23 protein-coding genes are annotated in these 23601 nt (G+C 47.8%); 11 read left to right on the top strand and 12 right to left on the bottom strand.

What is annotated here, in order from left to right; translation table 11 throughout:
• Positions 1–22: 22 nt before the first annotated feature.
• Genes IEV98_RS15350 through IEV98_RS15335 form a run of 4 tightly spaced genes read right to left on the bottom strand, consistent with a single transcriptional unit; the run spans position 23 to position 2294 of the window.
• A complete protein-coding gene (locus IEV98_RS15350) occupies positions 23–661 on the bottom strand; it encodes an SCO family protein (protein ID WP_188506908.1) in 639 nt (212 codons plus the stop codon).
• Between the two features lie 6 nt (positions 662–667).
• The gene (locus IEV98_RS15345) at positions 668–1111 is read right to left on the bottom strand and encodes a membrane lipoprotein lipid attachment site-containing protein (protein ID WP_188506907.1); all 444 of its coding nucleotides are present in this window, start codon (positions 1109–1111) and stop codon (positions 668–670) included.
• A 47-nt stretch (positions 1112–1158) separates the two neighbouring features.
• Positions 1159–1773, bottom strand: a complete 615-nt coding sequence (locus tag IEV98_RS15340; protein WP_229738785.1) for an AlbA family DNA-binding domain-containing protein — start codon at positions 1771–1773, stop codon at positions 1159–1161.
• Between the two features lie 29 nt (positions 1774–1802).
• Positions 1803–2294 (bottom strand): DUF4442 domain-containing protein, encoded by a 492-nt coding sequence (locus IEV98_RS15335; protein WP_188506905.1) that lies wholly within the window; start codon positions 2292–2294, stop codon positions 1803–1805.
• Between the two features lie 105 nt (positions 2295–2399).
• Here IEV98_RS15335 and IEV98_RS15330 point away from each other — a divergent pair, with 105 nt between their 5' ends.
• The 3 genes from IEV98_RS15330 (at position 2400) to IEV98_RS15320 (ending at position 5324) form a co-directional block, all read left to right on the top strand.
• The gene (locus IEV98_RS15330; RefSeq protein WP_188506904.1) at positions 2400–3629 is read left to right on the top strand and encodes an MFS transporter; all 1230 of its coding nucleotides are present in this window, start codon (positions 2400–2402) and stop codon (positions 3627–3629) included.
• Between the two features lie 326 nt (positions 3630–3955).
• Positions 3956–4654 (top strand): CoA transferase subunit A, encoded by a 699-nt coding sequence (locus tag IEV98_RS15325; protein ID WP_188506903.1) that lies wholly within the window; start codon positions 3956–3958, stop codon positions 4652–4654.
• A gap of 10 nt (positions 4655–4664) precedes the next feature.
• Positions 4665–5324, top strand: coding sequence for a 3-oxoacid CoA-transferase subunit B (locus tag IEV98_RS15320; protein ID WP_188506902.1), 660 nt, complete (start codon positions 4665–4667; stop codon positions 5322–5324).
• Between the two features lie 7 nt (positions 5325–5331).
• On the opposite strand, the gene IEV98_RS15315 is transcribed toward IEV98_RS15320, so the two are convergent.
• Genes IEV98_RS15315 through IEV98_RS15305 form a run of 3 tightly spaced genes read right to left on the bottom strand, consistent with a single transcriptional unit; the run spans position 5332 to position 7630 of the window.
• Positions 5332–5976, bottom strand: a complete 645-nt coding sequence (locus IEV98_RS15315; protein WP_188506901.1) for a uridine kinase family protein — start codon at positions 5974–5976, stop codon at positions 5332–5334.
• Positions 5963–6856 carry a DPBB and LysM peptidoglycan-binding domain-containing protein gene (locus tag IEV98_RS15310; protein WP_188506900.1) on the bottom strand — a complete coding sequence of 298 codons (894 nt, stop codon included), beginning with the start codon at positions 6854–6856 and terminating at the stop codon, positions 5963–5965. The genes IEV98_RS15315 and IEV98_RS15310 overlap by 14 nt, the downstream gene beginning before the upstream one ends.
• An 18-nt stretch (positions 6857–6874) precedes the next feature.
• On the bottom strand, positions 6875–7630 hold the full coding sequence (locus IEV98_RS15305) for a DUF4905 domain-containing protein (protein ID WP_188506899.1): 756 nt from the start codon (positions 7628–7630) through the stop codon (positions 6875–6877).
• Positions 7631–7670: 40 nt separating this feature from the next.
• Between IEV98_RS15305 and IEV98_RS15300 the strand changes: the two genes are divergently transcribed.
• Complete coding sequence (locus IEV98_RS15300; RefSeq protein WP_188506898.1) at positions 7671–9029, top strand: NfeD family protein; 1359 nt, start codon at positions 7671–7673, stop codon at positions 9027–9029.
• Positions 9030–9091: 62 nt separating this feature from the next.
• Positions 9092–9571, top strand: a complete 480-nt coding sequence (locus IEV98_RS15295; RefSeq protein WP_188506897.1) for a Dps family protein — start codon at positions 9092–9094, stop codon at positions 9569–9571.
• A 95-nt stretch (positions 9572–9666) separates the two neighbouring features.
• Here the strand turns inward: IEV98_RS15295 and IEV98_RS15290 are convergent, their stop codons facing one another.
• Positions 9667–11259 (bottom strand): OmpP1/FadL family transporter, encoded by a 1593-nt coding sequence (locus IEV98_RS15290; protein ID WP_188506896.1) that lies wholly within the window; start codon positions 11257–11259, stop codon positions 9667–9669.
• A 112-nt stretch (positions 11260–11371) separates the two neighbouring features.
• The gene (locus tag IEV98_RS24650) at positions 11372–12556 is read right to left on the bottom strand and encodes a hypothetical protein (protein WP_307726862.1); all 1185 of its coding nucleotides are present in this window, start codon (positions 12554–12556) and stop codon (positions 11372–11374) included.
• 186 nt (positions 12557–12742) lie between these two features.
• On the opposite strand from IEV98_RS24650, the gene proS reads away from it, so the two are divergent.
• From proS to IEV98_RS15260, 5 genes are all read left to right on the top strand, one after another.
• Positions 12743–14215 carry a proline--tRNA ligase gene (gene proS, locus IEV98_RS15280; protein ID WP_188506895.1) on the top strand — a complete coding sequence of 491 codons (1473 nt, stop codon included), beginning with the start codon at positions 12743–12745 and terminating at the stop codon, positions 14213–14215.
• Positions 14216–14232: 17 nt separating this feature from the next.
• On the top strand, positions 14233–15021 hold the full coding sequence (locus IEV98_RS15275; RefSeq protein WP_188506894.1) for a Rossmann-fold NAD(P)-binding domain-containing protein: 789 nt from the start codon (positions 14233–14235) through the stop codon (positions 15019–15021).
• Between the two features lie 85 nt (positions 15022–15106).
• Entirely contained in the window at positions 15107–16252 is a 1146-nt protein-coding gene (locus tag IEV98_RS15270) for a cystathionine gamma-synthase (RefSeq protein ID WP_188506893.1), read from the top strand.
• Between the two features lie 15 nt (positions 16253–16267).
• Entirely contained in the window at positions 16268–17164 is an 897-nt protein-coding gene (locus tag IEV98_RS15265) for a TIGR02757 family protein (protein ID WP_188506892.1), read from the top strand.
• Positions 17165–17218: 54 nt separating this feature from the next.
• Positions 17219–17812, top strand: a complete 594-nt coding sequence (locus IEV98_RS15260) for a TlpA family protein disulfide reductase (RefSeq protein WP_188506891.1) — start codon at positions 17219–17221, stop codon at positions 17810–17812.
• Here IEV98_RS15260 and IEV98_RS15255 read toward each other — a convergent pair whose 3' ends face one another.
• Entirely contained in the window at positions 17813–18793 is a 981-nt protein-coding gene (locus IEV98_RS15255) for a 2-hydroxyacid dehydrogenase (RefSeq protein WP_188506890.1), read from the bottom strand.
• Between the two features lie 82 nt (positions 18794–18875).
• Between IEV98_RS15255 and pyrF the strand changes: the two genes are divergently transcribed.
• Entirely contained in the window at positions 18876–19712 is an 837-nt protein-coding gene (gene pyrF, locus IEV98_RS15250) for an orotidine-5'-phosphate decarboxylase (protein ID WP_188506889.1), read from the top strand.
• Here the strand turns inward: pyrF and IEV98_RS15245 are convergent.
• Both IEV98_RS15245 and lon read right to left on the bottom strand, forming a co-directional pair.
• On the bottom strand, positions 19709–21001 hold the full coding sequence (locus tag IEV98_RS15245) for a hemolysin family protein (protein WP_188506888.1): 1293 nt from the start codon (positions 20999–21001) through the stop codon (positions 19709–19711). The two genes, pyrF and IEV98_RS15245, sit on opposite strands and share 4 nt — an antisense overlap.
• Positions 21002–21054: 53 nt before the next feature.
• The gene (lon, locus tag IEV98_RS15240) at positions 21055–23514 is read right to left on the bottom strand and encodes an endopeptidase La (protein ID WP_188506887.1); all 2460 of its coding nucleotides are present in this window, start codon (positions 23512–23514) and stop codon (positions 21055–21057) included.
• Positions 23515–23601: the final 87 nt, after the last annotated feature.

Genomic DNA, 23601 nt, shown 5'->3' with positions numbered 1-23601 from the left:
GTATACAAATAGTGGTTTCGCATTATTCATATTCCTTCAGCAGGATTTCCAGATCATCAAACAACAACTGGATTTGCGTATCGTCCGTACCGTCATAGGCTCCGCGAATATGCTTGTCTTGATCAACCAATAGGAAATGACCCGAATGATCGTATCCTCCCGGAGCGCTACTGTCTTCTTTCGTATAAACCATGTAGCTGTCAGATAGGTTATAAATATCGGCCTTGCTGCCGGTTACGAACTGCCATTGATCGTTCGTGACACCGAGTTTTTCTGCGTAGGTTTTCAGTACAGCAGGCGAGTCATGGCGGAAGTCTATACTGTGCGAGAGAAATCGGACCCGCTCGTCACCTTTGTATTTCTCGTAAACCTTTAACAGGTTACGTTGCATGATCGGGCAGATGCTGGGACAATGGGTAAAAAAGAAGTTAGCAATGTACACGCCGTTGTCAAACGTGTGGTTGTCAATAAGAACACTGTCTTGATTGAGCAGCTGAAAATCCGGTATGCTATGGTATAAGGTGTCGGTGACCGTGTTGCCATCAATCACTTTGGTAACCGGCTCACGATGGCCTAAAATAGGGAGTGAGTTGTGGGATTTCTGCTTACATCCGGCCATCAGGCCGAGCAAACAAGCACCTACTAGGGGAGCAATGCGCATGGTTTGTCAGAATTGGGCCAGCTTATCGGTACTTGATTTCGATGCTGCTTCAAAAAGTTGCTTCATATCCTTTACTTTCTCGACCTCTTCCTCATAATAGGCCTTGATTTCGGCGGTAGATTTATCCTGCGGATCTACTTCGAACTCCGTCATCCAGTCCATCATGGAATTGGTTGCCTGTTCCAGCTGGCTTTTAAGCCCCGACAGATCTGCACGGGTTTGGGTCGTGTCCATATCCGGATATGCTTCCTTCAACTGGGGTAAATTAAGCAGTAAGGAATCTATTTTTACCGTATTCCGGTCGAACGCGCTGATCTGGGGCATGATTTCATCATGGATCGCAATGGCTTCTTCGCGGAGGCGCTCAATTTCGCTGGCATCGTTGCCGTCATTATTGCACGCAGCAAAAAGCAGTAGGGTAGCGCTGGCTAGAAATATGATCTTCTTCATGTTTCATTGATGTTGTTGGCTTACAAAGATAGGGAAACTATAAGTATCTATGTCGTTTTCTCGGTATAATATTCCTCGCGGTTACCGCTATGCACCTCAAGGACGCCTGCAACGATGAGATTGACGAGGATCCGTTGTGTCTTACGACGGGATAGTTTGAGGTGCTTGCACAGCTCCGGTAATTGCGTTTTAGCGTGGTGGTGCACATATGCCAATAATTCTTTTTCTTTGTCGGTATAATTGATCAGTACGCCTTCAGGCAGGCTGCTTCTGTGCAATACATCCACGGCAACCTTGCCCGCTAATCGGCTTTTGTCATGCACGCGTACATAAACCCACCATTTGTGATCCTCGCCGAGCGCATAGTGTGGCTTGGTGTCACTTTGTGCAACCTCCGCGATCAGCACCAGTTTGTCATCCACGTAGATTTCCTCGAAATGGAGTTCGAGAGCCGGGCGGCAATACAGATGGCCAGCGCGTTGCAGCATATATTTTTCTTCATCTTCGCTTTTTACACCATTGATGTAACCATTGTCGGCAACGCCTACCAATAATTTGCCGCCTTTGCTGTTGGCAAAGGCAACTAATGTCTTGGCGATTTTTTCGCAACTACTGATTCTGTTTTTAAAGTCGAGCTGCTCGCCTTCTCCTTGTAATATCAATGTTTTGATCGTCACGCCTGATACTCCGGTTATAACGTATTCGTTGCTTGTTTTGCTCGTTGGTGTCGGACATCCTTGATGTAGACTTCATTTTGCATGATTGCACAGGTTTCCCCATTTGTATTGACAATGGTCATGGGATAGGTTTTCACAAACCTGCCGTGTTCAATTAACGCTGTTTCGACTTCCTGTATTTCTTGGTCATTCAGCGAAATATGGAAAAATAGCGCCGTTCGCCCCGGCTTGATGTATTGGATGGCCGCGCTTTTGAGCCAAACTACCGTATTGAAGCCCTTTCGCTGGAGAATCTGATCAAACATCAGCGCATAGAATGGGTCCGCCGCCGCGAAGATGGTACCTCCAAAAATGGAAGCGTTGTAGTTGCGGTTTAGTAAACTCCGGTTGATTTTAACCTCTACAGCGGTAAAACCCTTCTCGAACCGACGGACCCAGATCCGCTGGAAAAAAAAAGGCGGATACAACCGCATGACCCATTTCAATACGTTCTCCGATAGTTGCATACGACTACTAAGATAACCACAAATTTTGAAAGACGGAAAATTCTTGGACGTCGACGTGTCGGCTTTCGATTAAAACGCTATTTTTACGCGGTAATTTAGCAAGCAATGACCAAGGAAAACCCCTCCACAACCAAAAACGTTTGGCTGCTGGTGATCGTAGCCGCACTGGGCTATTTTGTTGATATTTATGATCTTGTCATTTTTTCCATCGTTCGGGTACAGAGTTTCCACGATATCGGTATCCCCGAATCCGAAATGCGAGTAGATGGTGAATATGTGCTTAATATGCAAATGGGTGGATTACTGCTCGGTGGTTTATTATGGGGAATATTGGGCGACAAATTTGGCCGCATCAAGGTGTTGTTTGGATCCATCCTCATGTATTCGCTCGCCAATATCGCTAATGGATTGGTGACCGACATCCATTCCTATGCCATCATCCGTTTTATCGCAGGAATAGGCCTAGCAGGCGAGTTGGGAGCAGGTATCACCTTGGTAAGTGAGACGATGAGCAAAAACAAGCGGGGCTATGGTACCATGGTCGTGGCCTCGGTAGGGGTATTAGGGGCTATTGCCGCATATTATGTTTCCGAATTTTTCGATTGGCGCAGTGCCTATTTTGTGGGTGGCGGAATGGGGTTGCTGTTACTGGTCTTGCGGATCGGAACGTTTGAGTCGGGCATGTTCAAAGACGTGGCGGGTAAGTCGATTGAAAAAGGGAAATTCAGTATGTTGTTTACGAATCGAAAACGCTTTAAACGGTATGTATATTGCCTGTTGATCGGATTGCCAATCTGGTTTGTTGTAGGGATACTGATCACGCAGGCACCTGAATTTGGCCATGCGCTGAATGCGCCGATAACGCTGAGCGCCGGAAAAGGGATCCTATTTACCTATCTAGGGCTTTCATTGGGTGATGTGCTCGCAGGCTTGTTTGCCCAAATCACCAAATCACGTAGGCTGGCCGTATTTATTTTTCAAGGATTGATCATCGTCTCGTCGATATGGTACCTGGGCAGCGATGGGCTTACCGAACAACGTTTCCATTGGATAGCCTTCTTTATGGGGATTGCCATCGGCTATTGGGCTACCTTTGTGACCATTGCTTCTGAACAATTCGGCACCAACCTCCGGGCTACCGTAACGACAACCGCGCCAAACTTCGTACGCGGAGCGTTGATACCATCGACCTTATTGTTTGAATTTTTCGTGAGGCGTACCGATATTATCACGGCCGCTTACCTCATGGTGTTCTTGCTTACAGGTATTGCCATATTTGCGCTTAGCCAATTGAAAGAAAGTTTTAGCCGGGATTTGGACTTTGTGGAACGCTAACGTTTTGGGCATTTCCCGCACCGTTTGCCACGTTTATATTTCTTGCAGCATTTTTTGAAATCACAGCCACAGCCCTCACTGTAGGGGTTCAGTCCTTTGAAATTTTGCGGGTCGGTAGCATAAGGCCGTGAGCAGGGCAACTGGTCTATGCTAAAAAAAGGATATTCCTCACACATTGCGCTGCAAAGGTAATATTTTTATTTAGAAAAATTCCAATTAAGTGCGCGAAGTTTCGTGTTTCCATCATTTCAACTTGTAGGATTATCGCAACTTTTGTACCTTGTCGGCATCCCGATTTATAGGGAAGGACCAATTTTAAAGCGCGTATGATCAATAAAGTAGTGACAGATGCCGGAGCCGCTATTGCGGGCATAACCGATGGGATGACACTTATGCTGGGTGGGTTCGGTCTATGTGGTATCCCGGAAAATTGCATCCGTGAAATTGTTGCACGGGGGATTTCTGGTTTGACGTGTATTTCGAACAATGCCGGTGTGGATGACTTCGGCATCGGGCTCATGCTTAGGAAGCGGCAGGTGAAGAAAATGATTGCCTCCTATGTGGGGGAGAATGCAGAGTTTGAACGGCAGCTACTCACCGGTGAGTTGGAAGTGGAATTGGTGCCGCAGGGCACGCTGGCCACTCGCTGCATGGCAGCAGGCTATGGAATGCCCGCTATTTTTACACCCGCTGGTGTGGGAACAGAGGTAGCTGAGGGAAAGGAAGTACGCAATTTCGGAGGTAAGGATTATTTGATGGAAATGGCCTTCGATGCCGATTTTGCTATCGTTAAGGCTTGGAAAGGCGATACGGCAGGAAACCTCGTTTACCGGCAGACCGCGCGTAATTTCAATCCGGTTATGGCCATGGCCGGCAAAATCACCATTGCCGAAGTGGAAGAGTTGGTACCCGTGGGAGCGCTTGATCCCGACCATATCCATACTCCCGGAATCTATGTGCATCGGATCTTTCAAGGGACGAATTACGAGAAGCGTATCGAGCAACGGACTGTACGTGGTCATTAAATCGGATAACATGTTAGACAAAAACGGAATAGCGAAGCGAATTGCAAAGGAAATAAAAGACGGCTACTATGTAAATTTGGGGATTGGGATACCTACATTGGTTGCCAATTATATCCCTGAAAACATCAATGTAGTGCTCCAATCCGAGAATGGCCTGTTGGGCATGGGGCCATTTCCCCATGCAGGCGAAGAAGATGCCGATTTGATCAATGCTGGCAAGCAGACCATTACCATGTTGCCGGGATCGGCCATATTTGATTCGGCCATGAGTTTTGGAATGATCAGATCCCAAAAAGTAGACTTAACCATTCTCGGTGCGATGGAAGTATCTGAATACGGTGACATCGCCAATTGGAAAATCCCGGGAAAGCTGGTGAAAGGTATGGGTGGAGCAATGGATTTGGTGGCCTCCGCTAAAAATATCATTGTCGCCATGCAGCAGGTAAACAAAGCGGGCGAAAGTAAGTTGCTTCGTCAATGCACGTTGCCCCTAACGGGTGTACGGTGTATCCGTAAGATCGTTACGGAACTGGCCGTCTTTGAGGTAGATGCTGAAAATGGTGGTTTTCACCTGTTGGAACGGGCGCCGGGCATCAGTGTTGATGAAATAAGAAATGCTACAGCGGGCAAATTCTTTGCACCTGTTCACGTGCCCGAAATGGATTTATAAGACCGGGTTACGACGTGGAAACCAAGGCCCGCAATTCGGCAGATATTTCATTGGTGATGGTGATGATGGGGGCTGGATCATCTGTGTTGTTGATGATGATGCGGTCGCATTGGTCCCGGAAAGGCAGTAAGTATTGCCGGTAAGCGGGCATCACATGGTTTACCCACTTATAGCGCACGTCGTCTTCATTGTAGCCCCGTTCTATAAAATCTCTTTTCAACCGTCGTTGCAATGCAATTTCCTCTTCCGCATGCAAGAATATGCGGTGGTTTAGCAACGCATTGACCGCTGTATAATAAAAAATAAATAACCCTTCGACGATCAGAATCGGTGCTGGTTTGGTTTCGAGTATTTTTGGCTTCCGTGCCGGATTATTGAATGTATATTCTTCGCGGTATATCGTTTGGCCGTCGAAAAGTAAATTGATGTCGCGCTGGAATGCAGACTGGTCGATAGCAGTGGGAAGATCGAAATTATAGCGTTTGTTTTCTTCCTGGGTTTTTGTATTCGCTGGTATATAGTAATCGTCTTGCGAAATGAGCGCCACTTCATGCGGTGCAAAGTGATCAAGAAAGCGTTTTAGAAAAAAAGTCTTTCCCGATCCGCTGCTTCCGGCAATGCCAATTACGAAGGGGGGGTTAGTTTTCTTCATTGGGCGCACCATAGGCTATTTCTACCTGAAAACGCCTGTCTAGCACGCCAATTAGCGATGCGGCCGATTTGGAAATGACAATGATGGCGTTTTGGGTTTCAGCAGTATCCGCGAATTTACCAACGACTTTAGCAAACGTTATGCGCTGGGTCATGGGATTCGTGATTTTGATAACCGTGCCGATGGGAGCGGTTTTATGCAGCGCCAACATGCTGCCACTTTCCTGGTTCAAATCGTCTATCCACACCCCGATGCCCTTTTCTGTCATCTCCCGGATGCCATACCGATTGGCGGGGATTTCTACATCGGCCTCGTCGTTGGTTGTGGTATCCGTAAGGATGATTTCGTTTGCTGTGACAGGCGGCGGGGGTAGCTCCTCATGGGGTATTTTGAGAATGGCGCCTACTTTAATCGAGTCGTTGGCAAGTCCGTTTGCCCTTTTGATGCTCTCGACAGAGATGATGAAACGCTTGGAAATGGTAAACAATGTTTCGCCTTTCCCCACCTTATAGGATGTATATTCATCTTGAGCCAATGTTGGTGGCGGGGCGGTGGGTTGCTGCGCCGTGGTCGTCGTACTTGTATTTGCGGCGACACTCATGGTTTCAGCAGGTATGCGTACGGTGTCTCCGATTTTTAATGCTTTATTCCTGTTGGCCGCGATGATGTTTTTCACGGATACGTGGTATTTCCGGCTCAACCCATAGTAGGTTTCCTTGGCTTCCAATTGATGGATAATGATTTTCCTGCCGTCTTCATACTCCACACCGATGGAATCCAATGGGGTTGAGGCTGCTTTCAATGACTGGGTGCAACAGCCTATCAGCATGGCTGCGAAAAAAGATGCACGATATAAGTAGGTCCGATATGTGATGTCCATGTTTAAAATTCGTTGCAATTATACTAAATACGATACAATTTCCCGTTTATTATCGCTGACTAAGAAAAGCTGCCTGTCAATAGCAAAGAACAGTTCGGGAATCATGTGTGCCAGATTCGTTAAAACAACCTCCTCGGACAAGATATTTAAACCGTTGGATATGACCAGTCTTACGCGGTATTTTTGGTGTGTTACTTCATGAAATGCCCACACCTGTTTTGATCCGATCGGACAGCAGAATATATCACCGTGTATCTCATAGTTTGCGAGCAACGCAGGCACATTACCGATATGCCGTTGAGGTAAGACGATAGCTAATTCCGCAGGTTTGTCCGTCGGTTGATCGACTTGTGTTAAATTTCCGGTATGGATATCGATGCGTTGTTCATAACCACTTGCAAAATTCCGATGCCGTACAGTGAGTTGCTGGTCACCTATGCCCACCAGCATGTAGTTGAATTGCTCCCATAGGAGCTCACCGGTTGTCGCATCTATGCAGGCTATCCCAGCGCTGTCGGGGCTATTCTGGCCGAATGCCCGCACGATCAGCTTCCTGTCCGTGGTTCCGGCCAAGGCCCAATTGCGGTCGCCATAAGGCCGCTCATGGACAAGCGATGTGCCGGTCGTGTAATCAAAAACGGAAAACGATGGGTTGCCGGTGGCTTCATCGCGAGTTTCTATGGCCAGTATGTTGTTGGCCATATCGGCCTCAATCCGCCATACGATGCCCAAAAAACTTTTTCTGAATGCGGTTTTTAATGTATATTTATCCATTCGCCGTTACTGGCTTCAAAAATATAACGATTTGAATGATATGCATAAAAAAATACCACAAAAGAAGCTGTTGATGCTATCGGCGGTCGTAGCCTGTTTGATGCTGGCTGTATCGGTCGTGCAGGCGCAGCAGGTTTACCGATTTGATTTAAAGGAAGATATCGGGCCCAGTGCTTGGCGGACGGTAAAGAACGCGTATTCCCAGGCGGAGGCTGCTAAGGTAGATCTGATGCTTATTGAAATGAATACCTTCGGAGGAATGGTCAACTTTGCCGATTCGATCCGTAGCCGGATATTGGATTCGCCTTTGGAAACCGTTGTTTTCATCAACCACAATGCAGCATCTGCAGGTGCCCTGATATCGTTGGCGGCGGATCGTATCTATATGAGTAAGGGATCCAGTATTGGCGCTGCCAGTGTGGTGGACCAGTCCGGCCAGGTGCTTCCTGAGAAACACCAGTCTTATATGCGCGGATTGATGCGAGCAACGGCGGAAGCCAAGGGACGCGATCCCAAGGTTGCCGAGGCATTTGTGGATGGCGATGTGGATTTGCCCAATATCAAGCCCACGGGTAAAATCCTGACCCTGACATCCGCCGAAGCGGTGAAGATCCAATTGGCGGAGGCAGAAGCGTCGACCATTGCCGATGTGTTGACTGCCGAAGGTATCAGTAATTCCGATATCACGACACATCGGGTAACAATCATCGATCAGATTATATCGTTTCTCATCAATCCGGCGGTCAGCGGAATACTCATACTGCTCATCATCGGCGGAATCTATTTTGAGATGCAAACGCCAGGGATCGGATTTGCGTTGGTAGTGGCCATCATCGCTGCCGTGCTGTTTTTTGCGCCCTTGTACATCCAGGGACTCGCCGATAATTGGGAGATAGCCCTCTTTGTAGCGGGTATTGTATTGATCCTATTGGAACTATTCGTTATTCCGGGATTTGGAGTAGCGGGTATATTGGGCATTATTTGTTTGGTCTGTGGGCTGGCCTTCAGTATGGTGGTCAATGATTATTTTAATTTTTCGATAGCTGAACCGGGTATGTTGTTCAATTCATTTCTATTGGTCATTGCCTCGGTAGTGTTGGCAACCATATTGATGGTGATTTTCGGTAAGAGTCTGCTCAATACACGGGCATTCAAACGCCTTGTTTTGCAGGATGAGCAACGTTCGACGGAAGGTTATACATCCTCCCCGACTGACCAGGCGTTGGTGAATAAGGAGGGGGTAGCCAAGACTGTACTCCGCCCATCGGGAAAGGTAGAAATTGAAGGTAAGTGGTACGATGCTGTTGCACTTGATGGCTTTATCGACATTGGTGAGGAAATCTATGTGGAGAAGCATGTGAACTATAATTTATTTGTCAGAAAAAAACGTACATCATGACGCCGATGTAAACTTTTTGTAGCTTACGCTGTTTTATCAGCGGACATATAAATTTTAACATCATGAACCCAAAAGCAATCAGTTTAGAGGAAAAAAAGTTAAGACCTGTTGTTGACCACTTGAATGACCTGCTGGCCAATTACCATATCCATTATCAGAAATTGAGGGGATGCCATTGGAATGTGCGCGGCAACCATTTCTTTACGTTACACGCGAAGTTTGAAGAGTTGTATACCAATGCATTGACCACCATCGATGAATTGGCAGAGCGTATCCTTACCTTGGGGAAATCTCCTTTTAGTACATTCAAGGATTATGTGGAGCATTCCGAAATCGGGGAAATCGACACGATCGGTATGAAGGATATTGATATGGTAAAGGCAATAATCGACGACCTGGAGGCACTAATCGCCATGCAGCGTGACTTGCTTGAAATTACCTCGGCAGCGGACGATGAAGGCACCAATGACATGATCAACGCGTTCATGCAGTTCAATGAAAAGCAAAACTGGATGCTTCGGGCCTTTGTGAATAAGGCGTAGCAGCGCAATTTAAAACGCGGATTTATTTACGCAAAGCGGGCGGTAGTTGATAACTACCGCCCGCTTTATGTTATTGTTCAAACTAACTGTTGATGTTAAAATTTTACGCCCAATGTGAGGAACACACTACTGCGACTGTTCGTTATTGCGGCTACCGGCGTCGTAACGTCGGCTCCCCACCATTCGTCTACCGTATATGGGCTGCTATCAAACGATTGTGAAAAGTGTTGGTACGTGAGGTCGATATACATATTGTTAACGCGATAGCCCAGACCCCCTGATACGGTTTGCGTAGTGAGGCTTTGGTTTTTATATGGCGAGCCATTATGCCCGTAACCTGCACGAACTAATAGGCCGTCGGCCAACACGTATTCGCCCCCTACACGGACGTTTACCGAACCCTTATAGGTATTGGCGACACCGTCGGTCATGTCTTGGTCGATGCGCGTTTTTTCGTCTAATCCCAATGCATCGCTCGCAGAAAAGTGCATGCTTGTATAATCCACATATTCCACATCAGCACTGATCAGCCCTTGCCCGAATATTGCGGAAACACCGCCATTCAGCCGGTAAGGAGTGCGTAGTTTATATTCGAGATAATAAGAACCATCGTCTTCATTGGACAAATATTCAAAAAAAGGATCGGTGGCATCTGCATTGTCGTAATAGTATACATCAAGCAATTCTTGGGCATCATCCGTCACGTTATACCAAGTAGGGGTGGTGGCGGATATCCCGATATTAACCTGGGGAACGGGCTTGTAAATGAAGCCTAACTTCGCATTTACACCACGGCCGCGAGTGATTTGATCGTAATCGTATACCAAATCGTATTCTGCATTCAGAATGTCATAAGCATCTGATGTTTCGTCGAGAAATTCGGAGTCAGGATTGTCCGGGAAGATTTCTCCCACGTTTTTCGTATAACCAAATTCTTTGAACAACTGTTTTGAATTGTAATTGAAAGCAGCAAAGCCGATCGACGCCCCCACATAAAATTTATTACTATAATTGGCGCCAAAAGAAATGTTGGTTTCCGATTGCGATCCTGTATTGGTGAACGCATTTTGTTGAGAATTTCCACCTTCTACTGCAATAGGATAGTGGTAGGTGTTGTCTGGGTCCATTCCATTGAAATCAACAAGGTAACTGTCGTATCCAAACTGACCTAGATTTGAATCGAAAAGGTCGATTTCATCCGATAAAAAGTGTGCAAATGTGGATGAGGGGTTTTCACCAGTATAGCCAACGGTCGTGTTGAAATTATTGGTTTTGCTATATCCTATGCCGATGTTGAAATTAAGCCAGCCCGATGTAAGGTTACTTCCCCTCGCTCTACGGGCAGGGATATGAAATACGACGCCTGCTTGGTTAAAACCTAATTTGTCCACGGAATTTTGGCTGTTGGTGCCGAAGTAACCTGCCTTATTCAGGTCATTGGAATAGTCTAGGGAGATGCTGATATCTGATTGGCCGAAAAAACCTAAACCGGCCGGATTGCCCGAGATGGAGCTTAAGTCGCCTCCCAAAGCAGTCTGGGCATTCCCTAGTCCTTTAAACCGTGCTGTTGCACCCTGTTCAGGCTGTGAGAAACGAAGGACGTCTTGTAAATACTGGGCTTGTGCAGCTATACAACATACACTTAGCAACAGCGCTGACAGTGCTATTTTTTTTATATACATATTCATAGGGGTTCGAACTAAGTTTATGAAAAAGCCAACTAAATTACAGTTCTGGGAAATGCCCCGTCAAGAATAGAATTTAGTTGGCCCTTGGGTCAAATGTGCTAATAACTAACTATCAACGGCCTCTGCCGCTGCTTCCGCGGCTACTTCCACTGCTTCCGCTGCTTCCACGGCTACTGCTTCCACTTGAGCCCGAAGATCTTGAAGGAGGCGATACCGACGAACCACGTGAGCTGCTTCCAGAAGAACGGGGTGCTGCGCTACTTGGTCTCGAAGGACGGGACGGCGTTGCGCTTGGCCGCGAAGAAGAAGGCCGTGCAGGGCGTGCGCTGCTACCTGATGGGCGGCGGGTAGATGACGGACGAACTCCTTCTGAAGGCCTCCGAGAAGTACCGGATGACGGTCTCACGGTTTGACCGGCGGGTCTCCGCGTAGTACCGCTCCGTACACCTTCGGTGTTACGCGAGCCGCGTGTAGCGCTCGGACGAACTCCTTCGCGCGTACCGGATGCACGTGTGCCGCTCCTTACATTCGAGTCTTCACTGCCTCGTGCCGCTACCGTGCGTGTGGAAATGCGTCCACTGGCATCTCTTGAAATTGCCGTGCGCGTAGCACTCCGCGACGAAGAGCGGGAAGTACGGGTATTCATCCGGTCACGTGATGAGGAACGGACAGCCATGCGGCGATTGTCTATAATAATGCCACCGCCGGGATAATAACCACCCCATCCGCCGCCCCAACCCCAACGGTTGTACGCATATGGGCCACCGAAACCTCTGCCATAGTAGGGCGATCCCCAGCCCCAGTAACCGCCGTAGTAGGGATTGTACCAGCTGCTGCCCCAACCGAGGCCCCAACCACCACCCCAACCGAAACCACCACCCCAGCCGAAGCCGAGACTCCACCCGCTATTCCAACCCCAACCGGAGCCGTAAAACGAGTTCATTCCGTACCACGGATCAAACCAGGGATCATAGTAACCCATGCCTGGCGTATTGTAATAAAAGCGATTGATCCGGTTGGCGTATTCACTGTCACTATAGTCATCGGCATAGTAATCGTTGGAATAACCATCATCCGTATATCCGTCTTCGTAATAGCCCTCTTCGGCATACTGCTCTTCTTGCGCAGCGCCTTCGTCATAATAATAATCGGGGCTTTGGTAGCTTTCTTCCACTGCCCGGGTATTATTGTTATAGACATCATCGCGGAATGCCGCCTGCCGAGAGGTGCTGCATGCACCTAAAAACAGCAAACTTGCCAAAGCTATTACGCTGATTTTTAATCTATTGGTTTTCATTTTAACTATCCTTTCGTTTGGTTAAAGCCCATGCTTTTGTACGTATAGACTGTTTTATAGGAGATTGGTTTAATTGTCGGATCATTTTTTATTCGGTAATTTGACAAAACCATATACCTTTGCTAGGCGAAATTCAATACGTGCGTCAATCCGCAAATGTTATAATAATTTTACAGAAAATCAACGATGAGCAAAGGAATTACGAGCCGCGAAACGGATTATTCCCAATGGTACAATGAACTTGTTGCAAAGGCTGACCTCGCCGAACACTCCGCCGTGCGGGGGTGTATGGTCATCAAACCCTATGGCTACGCCATTTGGGAAAAGATGCAGGCGGCTTTGGACAAAATGTTTAAAGACACTGGCCACAGCAATGCTTATTTCCCGTTGTTCATTCCAAAATCATTTTTCTCCAAGGAGGCGTCCCACGTGGAGGGCTTTGCCACAGAATGTGCAGTAGTAACTCACTACCGATTGAAAAATGATGGCGCTGGTAACATTGTGGTCGATGAAGATGCCAAATTGGAGGAGGAGTTGATTGTAAGGCCAACCTCGGAGACCATCATCTGGAATACCTACCGCGGATGGATCGAGTCTTATCGCGATTTGCCGATTTTAGTAAATCAGTGGGCCAATGTGGTCCGGTGGGAAATGCGTACCCGGTTGTTTTTGCGTACTGCCGAATTTTTGTGGCAGGAAGGGCATACTGCCCATGCAACGGAAGAAGAGGCCGTAGTGGAAGCACACCGCATGTTGGAAGTATATGCCGACTTTGCGGAGAACTGGATGGCACTGCCCGTGGTACGGGGGCGGAAAAGTGAAAATGAGCGGTTTGCGGGTGCATTGGATACCTTGTGTATCGAGGCGTTGATGCAGGATGGAAAGGCACTGCAGGCAGGCACTTCCCATTTTCTAGGGCAGAATTTCGCCAAGGCATTTGATGTAAAGTTCACATCGAAGGAAGGGAAGCTGGATCATGTCTGGGCTACGTCGTGGGGGGTATCTACCCGATTGATCGGTGCACTGATCATGGCACATTCGGATGATCAGGGGTTGGTACTGCCACCCAAGCTCGCGCCTATACAGGTTGTTGTCGTGCCGATCTATAAGACGGAAGACGAACGGCAGGCGATTGGAAACTTAGTGGATGTACTAATCGGCGAATTGAAAGCTAAGGGAATTTCCATCAAGTATGACGACCGCGATACCCAGCGGCCGGGATTCAAATTTGCTGAGTGGGAATTGAAAGGCGTGCCGGTTCGTATCGCTGTGGGCACGCGCGATATGCAAAGTGGCACGGTAGAAATAGCTCGCCGCGACACGCAAGCCAAAGAAACGGTACCTCAAGCGGGCCTGTCGGATCGAATCGAACAACTGTTGGCGGATATTCAGCGCAATATCTATGATAAAGCGAGGGCATTCCGTGATGCCAATACCATAGCAGTGGATACGTACGACCAATTTAAGGAGGTGCTCGATGGAAATGGTGGCTTTGTGGCCGCCCACTGGGATGGTACCGCTGAGACCGAAAAACTCATTAAGGAGGAAACTAAGGCAACGATCCGTTGTATACCGTTGAACAACAAAGCTGAAGCAGGTGTATGTATACGTACCGGGAAGCCATCGACCCAACGTGTACTGTTTGCAAAAGCTTACTAAATTAGCAGATCGGCTAAATGGATATACTGATTGTTGGCTGTGGATGGGTAGGTACGTATGTCGCTGCCGAAATGCTTGGGGCGGGGCATCGGATATGGGCGACCTGCACCTCACCGGATAAAGCCGGGCAATTGAGGAAGATGGGATTACATTCGCTCGTTGCCGATTTTGATCATAAGGGACCCATCCCTCGTTTTGAGCAGGAAGTGTTTGATGTTGCGATTATCAGTGTGCCGATTAAGCGTAAGGACCATATTGATGTAGCGAGCCATCGTTTCACGAAATTGCTGACTTTTTTGGCGGGAATGACATTCCGCCAATCGTTCTTTTTCGGTTCGGTGGGTATTTATCCCAAGGTGAGCGCCACCATTGCGGAAGACACATTTTCCGACAAGGTACTAGATAATAAGCTTCTGCTGGGAGAATCCAAGCTTAAAACTGCATACCCCAATTTGAACGTGCTGCGATTGGGCGGATTGTTTGGACTCGATCGTATTATGGCGAAATACTTCGCCGGCAAAATCTGTGATATCGGCTATCAAACCGCCAATTCCGTGCATGTAGTCGATGTTTATGGCGTTATTCGGGCAATGATTGCGCAAGAATCGCAAGGTAAAACCTACAATCTCGTTTGCCCTGAACATCCACTGAAGAAGGATGTGATTGAAGCTTCTGCCGCCGCGTATGGCTACGACCTGCCACTGGGGTATTCGGAAACTGACAAAACAGCCAAGGTCGTGTCGCCAAAGCGGCTGATAAGTGATTTGGCTTACCAGTTTAGCTATCCTTCTCCACTGCAATTTTGATTGGCATTCCACCACTGTGAATTCGTTTACTCGCTAAAGTTTGATAACTTTACCCCGTTACTTCGATTTAAATTTTTTGACAATCATGGGATATAAGTTTGCGACAAAAGCCATCCATGCTGGACAACACGCTGACCCGACAACGGGCGCGGTGATGACCCCCATCTTCCAAACATCTACGTATCAACAGGCCGCGCCGGGCGACCATAAGGGTTATGAGTATTCACGGGGTACCAACCCTACTCGGAAAGCCTTGGAGGACTGTGTCGCTGCGTTAGAAAACGGTAGTCACGGACTGGCTTTTTCCAGCGGAATGGCGGCGACGGAAACGGTGCTGAAGCTGCTTAAACCCGGTGATGAAGTGATTACCGGGGATGACCTGTATGGTGGATCGTACCGGATCTTTACCAAGGTGTTTGCGCATTACGGTATAAAATTCCATTTTGTCGATACATCAGAACCCGACCACATCGCGGCAAAGATCAACGATAATACCCGTTTGATCTGGATTGAGACCCCAACAAACCCTACCTTAAAGCTAGCAGATATTGAAGCGATTGGGCGGGTGGCCAGGGCCGCAAACGTGCTTTTTGCAGTTGATAATACGTTTGCATCTCCGTACTTGCAAAATCCGCTGGATCTGGGGGCCGACATCGTGATGCACTCGGTAACCAAATATATCGGCGGGCATTCCGATGTGGTGATGGGAGCTTTAGTCGTTAACGACAGGGAATTGTATGATCAGTTGTTTTTTTACTATAACGCCTGCGGTGGTACACCAGGGCCGCAAGATAGCTTCCTGGTATTGCGTGGGATAAAAACCTTGCACCTTCGCATGAAAGCCCATTGTGAAAACGGCCGCAAGGTGGCTGAATACTTGAAAAAACATCCAAGAATCGATAGAATTTATTGGCCTGGTTTTGAAGACCACCCCGGGCACGCTGTTGCGAAAAAGCAGATGCGTGATTTTGGCGGGATGGTATCCATCGTGCTCAAAGACGCGTCGCTCGAAGATACATTCAAGGTCGCGTCGTCTTTTAAGGTATTTACATTGGCAGAGTCACTGGGTGGCGTAGAATCGTTGATCAACCATCCGGCTACCATGACGCATGGTTCGATTCCGAAAGACGTGCGGGAAAAAGTGGGGGTGGTAGACAACCTGATCCGCATCAGCGTAGGTGTAGAAGATATCGACGACTTGTTGGCTGATTTAGCGCAGGCGTTGGGCTAATGTGGTGGAACGTAAATGACACAGATTGAGGGGATCTTTGCCGATCGGCAGCATGACATAAAGGGTTTTCTGGACCGCAAAGTAGACGCATATAACCGGCCGGGCTTTATCGAAAATGACCCCATTTGTATTCCCCATCGGTTTACGTGCAAACAGGACGTGGAGATTGCGGGTTTTTTCGCGGCTGTGCTGGCTTGGGGCCAACGGAAAACCATCATCAACAAGTGTAACGAGCTGATTCATCGTATGGAAGGCTCACCGTTTGATTTTATTAAGAATCACCAGGCAGGCGATCTCAAGTCGTTGCTGGGATTCAAGCACCGCACGTTTAACGATACCGACCTGCTTTACTTTGTTAGTTTTTTCCGTATGCATTATGCCCGGTACGACTCATTGGAAGATGCTTTTATTCCGCCCACGGTAAACCGCGAATTTAGAACGGAATACGTGGATGATTTTCCCGTAGTGCCCGAGGTCGGCGCTCCTTCATCACCCGCTTGTTATTTGGGAGCGTTAACCGATTCAACTTTTGACATCGCACAAGCGTTGAACCATTTCCGTACCTATTTCTTTAGCCTTCCGGATTACCCGCTACGTACCCGAAAGCATATCAGTTCGCCATTGCAGAACTCGGCATGTAAACGGTTGAATATGTTTTTGCGCTGGATGGTCCGCCGAGATGATCGCGGAGTCGATTTCGGATTATGGCGGCGAATGGTACCGTCTCAATTGGTTTGTCCCTGTGACGTACATGTAGAGCGGGTGGCGCGTACATTGGGGCTGATCCAACGAAAGCAATCCGATTGGAAAACGGCCTGTGAATTGACGGGCAACCTGAGGCTATTGGATGCGGACGACCCCGTTAAATATGATTTTGCCCTATTTGGCTTGGGTGTAGAGGGTGAGCTATGAGACAAATGAGCTGTTTTTTGCCTACCTTTGTTTTTTGTGCACTGTATTGCTGATATGAAGAAAGTTAAAATTTCCACGATCCTCACCGTTGTTTTAGGCGCGTTTGTTGTCGTCTTATTGTTCAGTCCGGATACGAAGGCCTGGGTGAGCCGCGGCTTAATGAAAATCGGCCTGTTCAAGCCGGATTTGGAACGTGTGGCCGAAAATCCGGAAAAGGCATCGGCAAGCGTAGCAGGAAAGCCGTCCGTGTTTTTTTCGGATGGCGAAGGAAACCGTATTGACGCGGCTAACCAAGAAGGGAAAGTAGTGTTTGTTAATTTCTGGGCCACGTGGTGTCCGCCCTGTATCGCTGAAATGCCATCTATCGATAAGCTTTACCAACAATTTAAAGATAACGAGCAAATCGTTTTCGTAATGGTCGATGTAGACAATCAGTATGAAAAGTCCAAACAATTCATGGACAGCAAGAAGCTAAGCCTGCCTGTTCATGTACCTTCGGGTGATATTCCGGATCATTGGCTTGGGGGTGCCATTCCGACCACCCTAATACTTGATAAGCAGGGGCAGATCGCAACTAAACACGAGGGAATGGCGGATTACAGTCGCCCCGAAGTAGCGGATTTTATCAATAAGCTGATTGCAGAATAATTACCCTTCATAGACTTCGGGATTCACACAGTAGGGCAGACGCTTACCGGCCAGTCCGGCAATTAGGTTTTCGACGGTCAACTGCATCATCTTCATCCGTGTTTCGATTGTTGCCGAGCCGATGTGCGGAAGGACGGCCACATTGGGTAGCAGAAGCAGCGGGTTGTCGGGAGCCATCGGCTCCGGGGCGGTTACATCCAATCCTGCTCCCCAAATCGTACCACTTTCAAGGGCCTGCCTAAGGTCCGATTCATTGTGCAAAGATCCCCGCGAGGTATTGATAAAGATGGCTGATGCTTTCATTTTGGAGAATGCATCACGATTAAACAGCCCACGTGTTTCTTTGTTGAGGTTAGCATGTACACTCAGTACATCGCTTTGTTGCAATAACTCTTCAAACGATACGCTGCCGGCATCCAATTCCGTTTCGGCCATTTCGTTGCGCCCTCTGTTGTGATAGATAACTCGCATGTCAAAAGCGCCGCGGCAACTCTTGGCCATTTCGTAGCCGATACGACCTAAGCCGAATATTCCAAGGGTTTTACCCTGTAGTTCTATGCCGAGATCGGCCATGGGATCAAAAAAGCCCCAATTTCCGCGTAGGATTTCCTTGTGTTTGTGGATGGCTTTACGGGCTACATTCTGCATCAGCAGGAACGCCACGTCGGCAGTTGCTTTACTCAGTACGCCCGGCGTGTTGCCGATGGGGATACCGAGTTTGGTAGCTTCGGTAACATTTGCTTGGTCATAGCCTACACTGCATAATGCGATGACACGCAGATGTTTACATGCATTGAGGAACGATTTGTTAATTTGATTCGCGCCGACGCTGAACAATGCATCACAACGTTGAGCATGTCGAATTAATTCGTCAGCGGTGAGATCCCGTTTTTCTGTCCACTCGGAAAGTGTATGTCCCTCGTCGACCAACGATTGTTTGATGAGCGCGGGGACATTGCGTGTTATAAATATGGAGGCCATTACTACCGAGTAAATATAAGGTTTTTATTTTTTAACAACGATTTTTGTCTTAGGTTTGCGGGAACGAAAAGCATATCCCGCTATGACCCGGAACGAACTTATCCATCAAATTAAAACCAAGCGGTCCTTCCTGTGCGTCGGCCTTGATACCGACATCGATAAAATACCACAGCACCTTCTTGATCATGAAGATCCTGTTTTTGAATTCAATCGCCAAATTATTGCGGCAACTGCCGATCTGTGCGTGGCTTATAAACCTAACATCGCGTTTTACGAAAGCAGGGGGGTAGCCGGATGGAAAAGTCTACAGAAAACATGGGCTGCGCTTCCAAAAGACTGCCTGAGTATCGCCGATGCAAAACGTGGGGATATCGGCAATACTTCCAAGATGTATGCGAAGGCCTTTTTTGAGCAGCAAACGTCAGGACTGGGATTTGATGCCATTACAATTGCTCCCTATATGGGGCACGACTCCGTCAAACCCTTTCTTGAATTTTCCGGCAAATGGGGGATCGTCTTGGCGCTTACCTCCAATGCAGGCGGATTGGATTTCCAAGTTGGCCGGGATGTAAATGGGCAGCAGCTTTTCGAGCAGGTTATTCGGCAGACCAATACGTGGGGTGATGTAACCAATCTGATGTATGTGGTAGGTGCCACGCGCGGGGAAGCTTTTGCTACCATCCGTAAACATGCACCAAACCATTTTCTGTTGGTGCCTGGGGTAGGGGCGCAAGGAGGAAGCTTGAGTGAGGTCTGTAAATATGGCATGAATACCGACTGCGGGCTGCTTGTCAATGCAACCCGCTCCATTATCTATGCCTCCAAAGGAACCGATTTTGCTGAGAAAGCCCGGGAAGAAGCATTGGCGCTACAGCAGCAGATGGAGCATGAATTGCTGGAAAAAGGAATTATTAGCTAGCCTAAGTAGGTCACCAATACCTTGTCTATCCGATTACCGTCCATATCCATCACTTCAAACTCATGATCCTTCCACCGCATGCGCTCGCCGGGGGTGGGCATATTGCCCAACTTAAGCAGGATAAGTCCTGCAATGGTATTGATACTGCTTAACTCATCTTCTTCCTCGTCGGAAGCGTCGATATTGAGTGCCGAGAAGAGGTCATCTAGCTGATATTGACCGTCGATCAACAAGCTCCCGTCTTCACGCGCAATGATTTCCGGCTTTTCGGCGGTATCGCCATCCGAGATGTCCCCAACGAGGCTGCTTAGAATATCGTTGATCGTGACGATGCCTTGCAATGATCCATACTCATCAAGGACAATTGCCTGATGTATTCTGGACGTCTTGAACTTATTCAGGATGCTATATGCCGAGCTGTTTTCGTGCACATAGTTAAGCGGCTGGGCTAGCTCTTGGAGTTGAATAGGCTGTTCGATCAAGTATTGGTTAAGCAGCGATTTAATATGCACTACGCCCGTAATATTGTCCAACCCACCCTGACATACCGGATATACCGTATGCCCGTTCTTTAATATGGTACTGCGATGCACCTCATACCCGTCATTGATATCCAACCACACGATGTTACTGCGGTGGGTCATTAAGTTGGTGGCCCTTTTGTCACCAAGACTGAAAACCCGATCCACAATTTCGTGCTCGATGTGCTCGATGGCACCAATGTCAGCACCTTCGTCCACAAGCGCTTTGATTTCCTCTTCTGTAACCGCATTTTGGGAAGTCTTGATATTGAGCAAGCGAACTACACCCTCGGTGGTCATGCTTAGCAGCCACACAAAAGGTGCCACCGCCTTGCTGAGGAACTTCATGGGGAATGCCACGACCATTGCATATTTTTCGGGCATGGCCAAGCCAATGCGTTTCGGTACCAATTCCCCGAATACCAAGGTGAGGAAAGTAATCGCGATAACAACAATCAAAACCGAGATTTGGGAGCTATAGCCGTCAAGCCAGCGTACCTCCGATAGGTAAACGTCCAAGCGTTGCGCAATCGTGGCCCCGCCGAAAATACCTGTCAGAATGCCAATAAGTGTGATGCCGATCTGTACGGTGGAAAGGAATTGGTTGGGGGCATCCTTCAGTTTAAGTACTTGTTTGGCTGTGGCGTTCTTCCGGTCGACGAGCACTTGTAGACGGGCTTTCCGACTTGATACGATGGCAATTTCGGAAGCCGACAAAATGCCATTCAAGAGGATTAACGCCAAGATAATCAGCGATTCTGTAAGCATGAAGCTAAGATAATAATTAATTTATATAAACAAAAGGACGATGGGGTCTGGCATTATACTTCATCCTGTAGCAGTTGTTTAGGCTTTTTGACCTGCTGCTTCAGCAAAGCGATATTGACAACTTCGTGCATTTCGGAAACATAGTGGAATGTGAGGTCACGGATATAATCCTCCTTGATTTCCAGAATATCTTTTCGATTTGCTTTAGAAAGAATTACCTCTTTGATATTGGCCCGTTTGGCAGCTAAAATTTTCTCTTTGATGCCACCTACTGGCAGCACCCTGCCACGCAGCGTGATTTCGCCTGTCATGGCCAGCTTTTCCTTTACTTTACGTTGCGTAAAACTCGATGCCAATGCGGTAAGCATGGTGATGCCAGCTGAAGGACCGTCTTTAGGCGTGGCGCCTGCTGGCACATGGACGTGGACGTCCCATTTGTCGAAGACGCGGTAATCAATGTCGAATTCGCTGGCATTTGCACGGAGATAGGCCATAGCGATGCTTGCCGATTCTTTCATCACCTCGCCCAAATTGCCCGTTAATGTCAATTTGCCCTTTCCGGGGCTCAGACTCGATTCGATAAAGAGGATATCACCACCAACCTGTGTCCACGCGAGTCCGGTAACGACGCCGGCTACTTCGTTGTTTTCATAATATTCTTTGTCGAATATCGGCGCACCGAGGATTTTTTCTACGATTGTGGCATCGATTGGTTTCTGAAGCGGGTCTTCCATCACCAGGTGGGTAGCCACTCCGCGAACAATAGAACCGATTTTCTTTTCCAAACCGCGTACGCCCGATTCGCGTGTGTATTCGTCGATGATTTTCTCGATGACTTTGGATCGAACGGAAAAATCTTTTGCCTGGAGCCCGTGTGACTCCCGCTGTTTCGGAATGAGGTGTTTCTTCGCGATCTCAATTTTTTCCTCAATGGTGTAGCCGTTAACTTCGATGATCTCCATGCGGTCTAGCAGCGCGGGCTGTATATTGCTCAACGAATTAGCTGTGGCAATGAACATCACATTGGATAAGTCATAATCCAGCTCCACATAGTGGTCATAAAACGCGCTGTTTTGCTCAGGATCGAGCACTTCAAGTAACGCAGAAGAGGGATCTCCCCGGAAGTCACTCCCTACCTTATCGATTTCATCGAGTACGAACACCGGATTTGACGTGCCGGCTTTCTTCAATGATTGGATGATACGTCCCGGCATTGCACCGATATAGGTTTTGCGGTGGCCCCTGATTTCAGCTTCATCGCGGATCCCGCCCAGCGCCATACGTGCATATTTTCGCCCGAGTGCTTTCGCGATGGATTTGCCCAGTGATGTTTTTCCCACCCCCGGTGGGCCAACCAGGCATAAGATGGGGGCCTTCATGTTATGTTTTAGCTTCAATACTGCCAAGTATTCGATGATACGCTGCTTTACTTTTTCCAACCCATAATGATCCCGATCTAAAACACGCTTGGCACGAACAAGGTCGAAATTGTCTTTCGTGAAATAATTCCACGGCAACTCCAGTATCAATTCCAGGTAATTGAGTTGTACCGAATAATCGGCCGCGGCAGGATTGATGCGGGCCAGTTTGTCAAGTTCTTTGCCGAAATGCTCATTGACCTCTTTAGACCATTTTTTTGTCCGAGCACGTTTGCGCAGATCTTCCATTTCCAGGTCGGGCGTGTTGCCGCCCAATTCTTCCTGGATGGTCTTCAATTGCTGGTTAAGGAAATAATCCCGTTGCTGTTTGTCAAGATCACCCCTTACCTTATTCTGTATTTGGTTCTTGAGCTCCAATAGTTGAAGTTCTACATTGAGTTGTTCGAGTACTTTGGATGCTCGTTTGTCTAAATCAGCGATTTCCAGCAATTGCTGCTTGAATTCGAGATCGGCATTGAGGTTGGAAGAAATGAAATTGATGAGAAAAGCCGGGCTCTCAATATTTTTGATAGCAATGCCTGCCTCGCTGGGTATGTGCGGGGAAAGCTGAATGATCTGCAAGGCCATCTCTTTGATGGAAGAAATCAACGCATTGAACTCCCGATTCGCTTTGTGTTTTTTCTCTTCGAAGCGTTCAATCTGCGCTTTGATGTAGGGCTCGTTTTGAATAAGGCCACGTAATCTGAAACGCTGTTTGCCCTGTATAATAACAGTCGTATTGCCATCGGGCATCTGCAGTATTTTGATAATCATGGCTACGGTGCCCACCTGATAGAGTTGCTCAAACGTCGGGTCCTCGATCGTCATGTTCTCTTGCGCCACCACACCGATAATGCGGTCGCCTTTGTATGCCTCCTTTACCAATTTAATGGATTTGTCCCTGCCTACTGTGATCGGAATGACCACGCCGGGGAATAACACGGTGTTTCGTAGGGGGAGAATAGAAAGTGATTCGGGAAGATCGGCATTGCTCATCTCATCTTCATCTTGTTGGCTCAACAAGGGGAAGAATTCAGTATCTTCATTTATGATAGGGATTGCCTGGTTAAAATCAAATGGATCAAAATTGCTCATGAATATCTTTTCGTCTATGATGTGGCGCCATATTGGCAGCCATGAACTCTGTGCTAACTCAACTATGTATAACTATTAAGTAATTGC

It is taken from the genome of Parapedobacter pyrenivorans (assembly GCF_014636865.1).
GTDB lineage: Bacteria > Bacteroidota > Bacteroidia > Sphingobacteriales > Sphingobacteriaceae > Parapedobacter > Parapedobacter pyrenivorans.
Note: the sequence above shows the minus strand (reverse complement) of the source record. Positions and strands in the feature narration are given on the sequence as shown.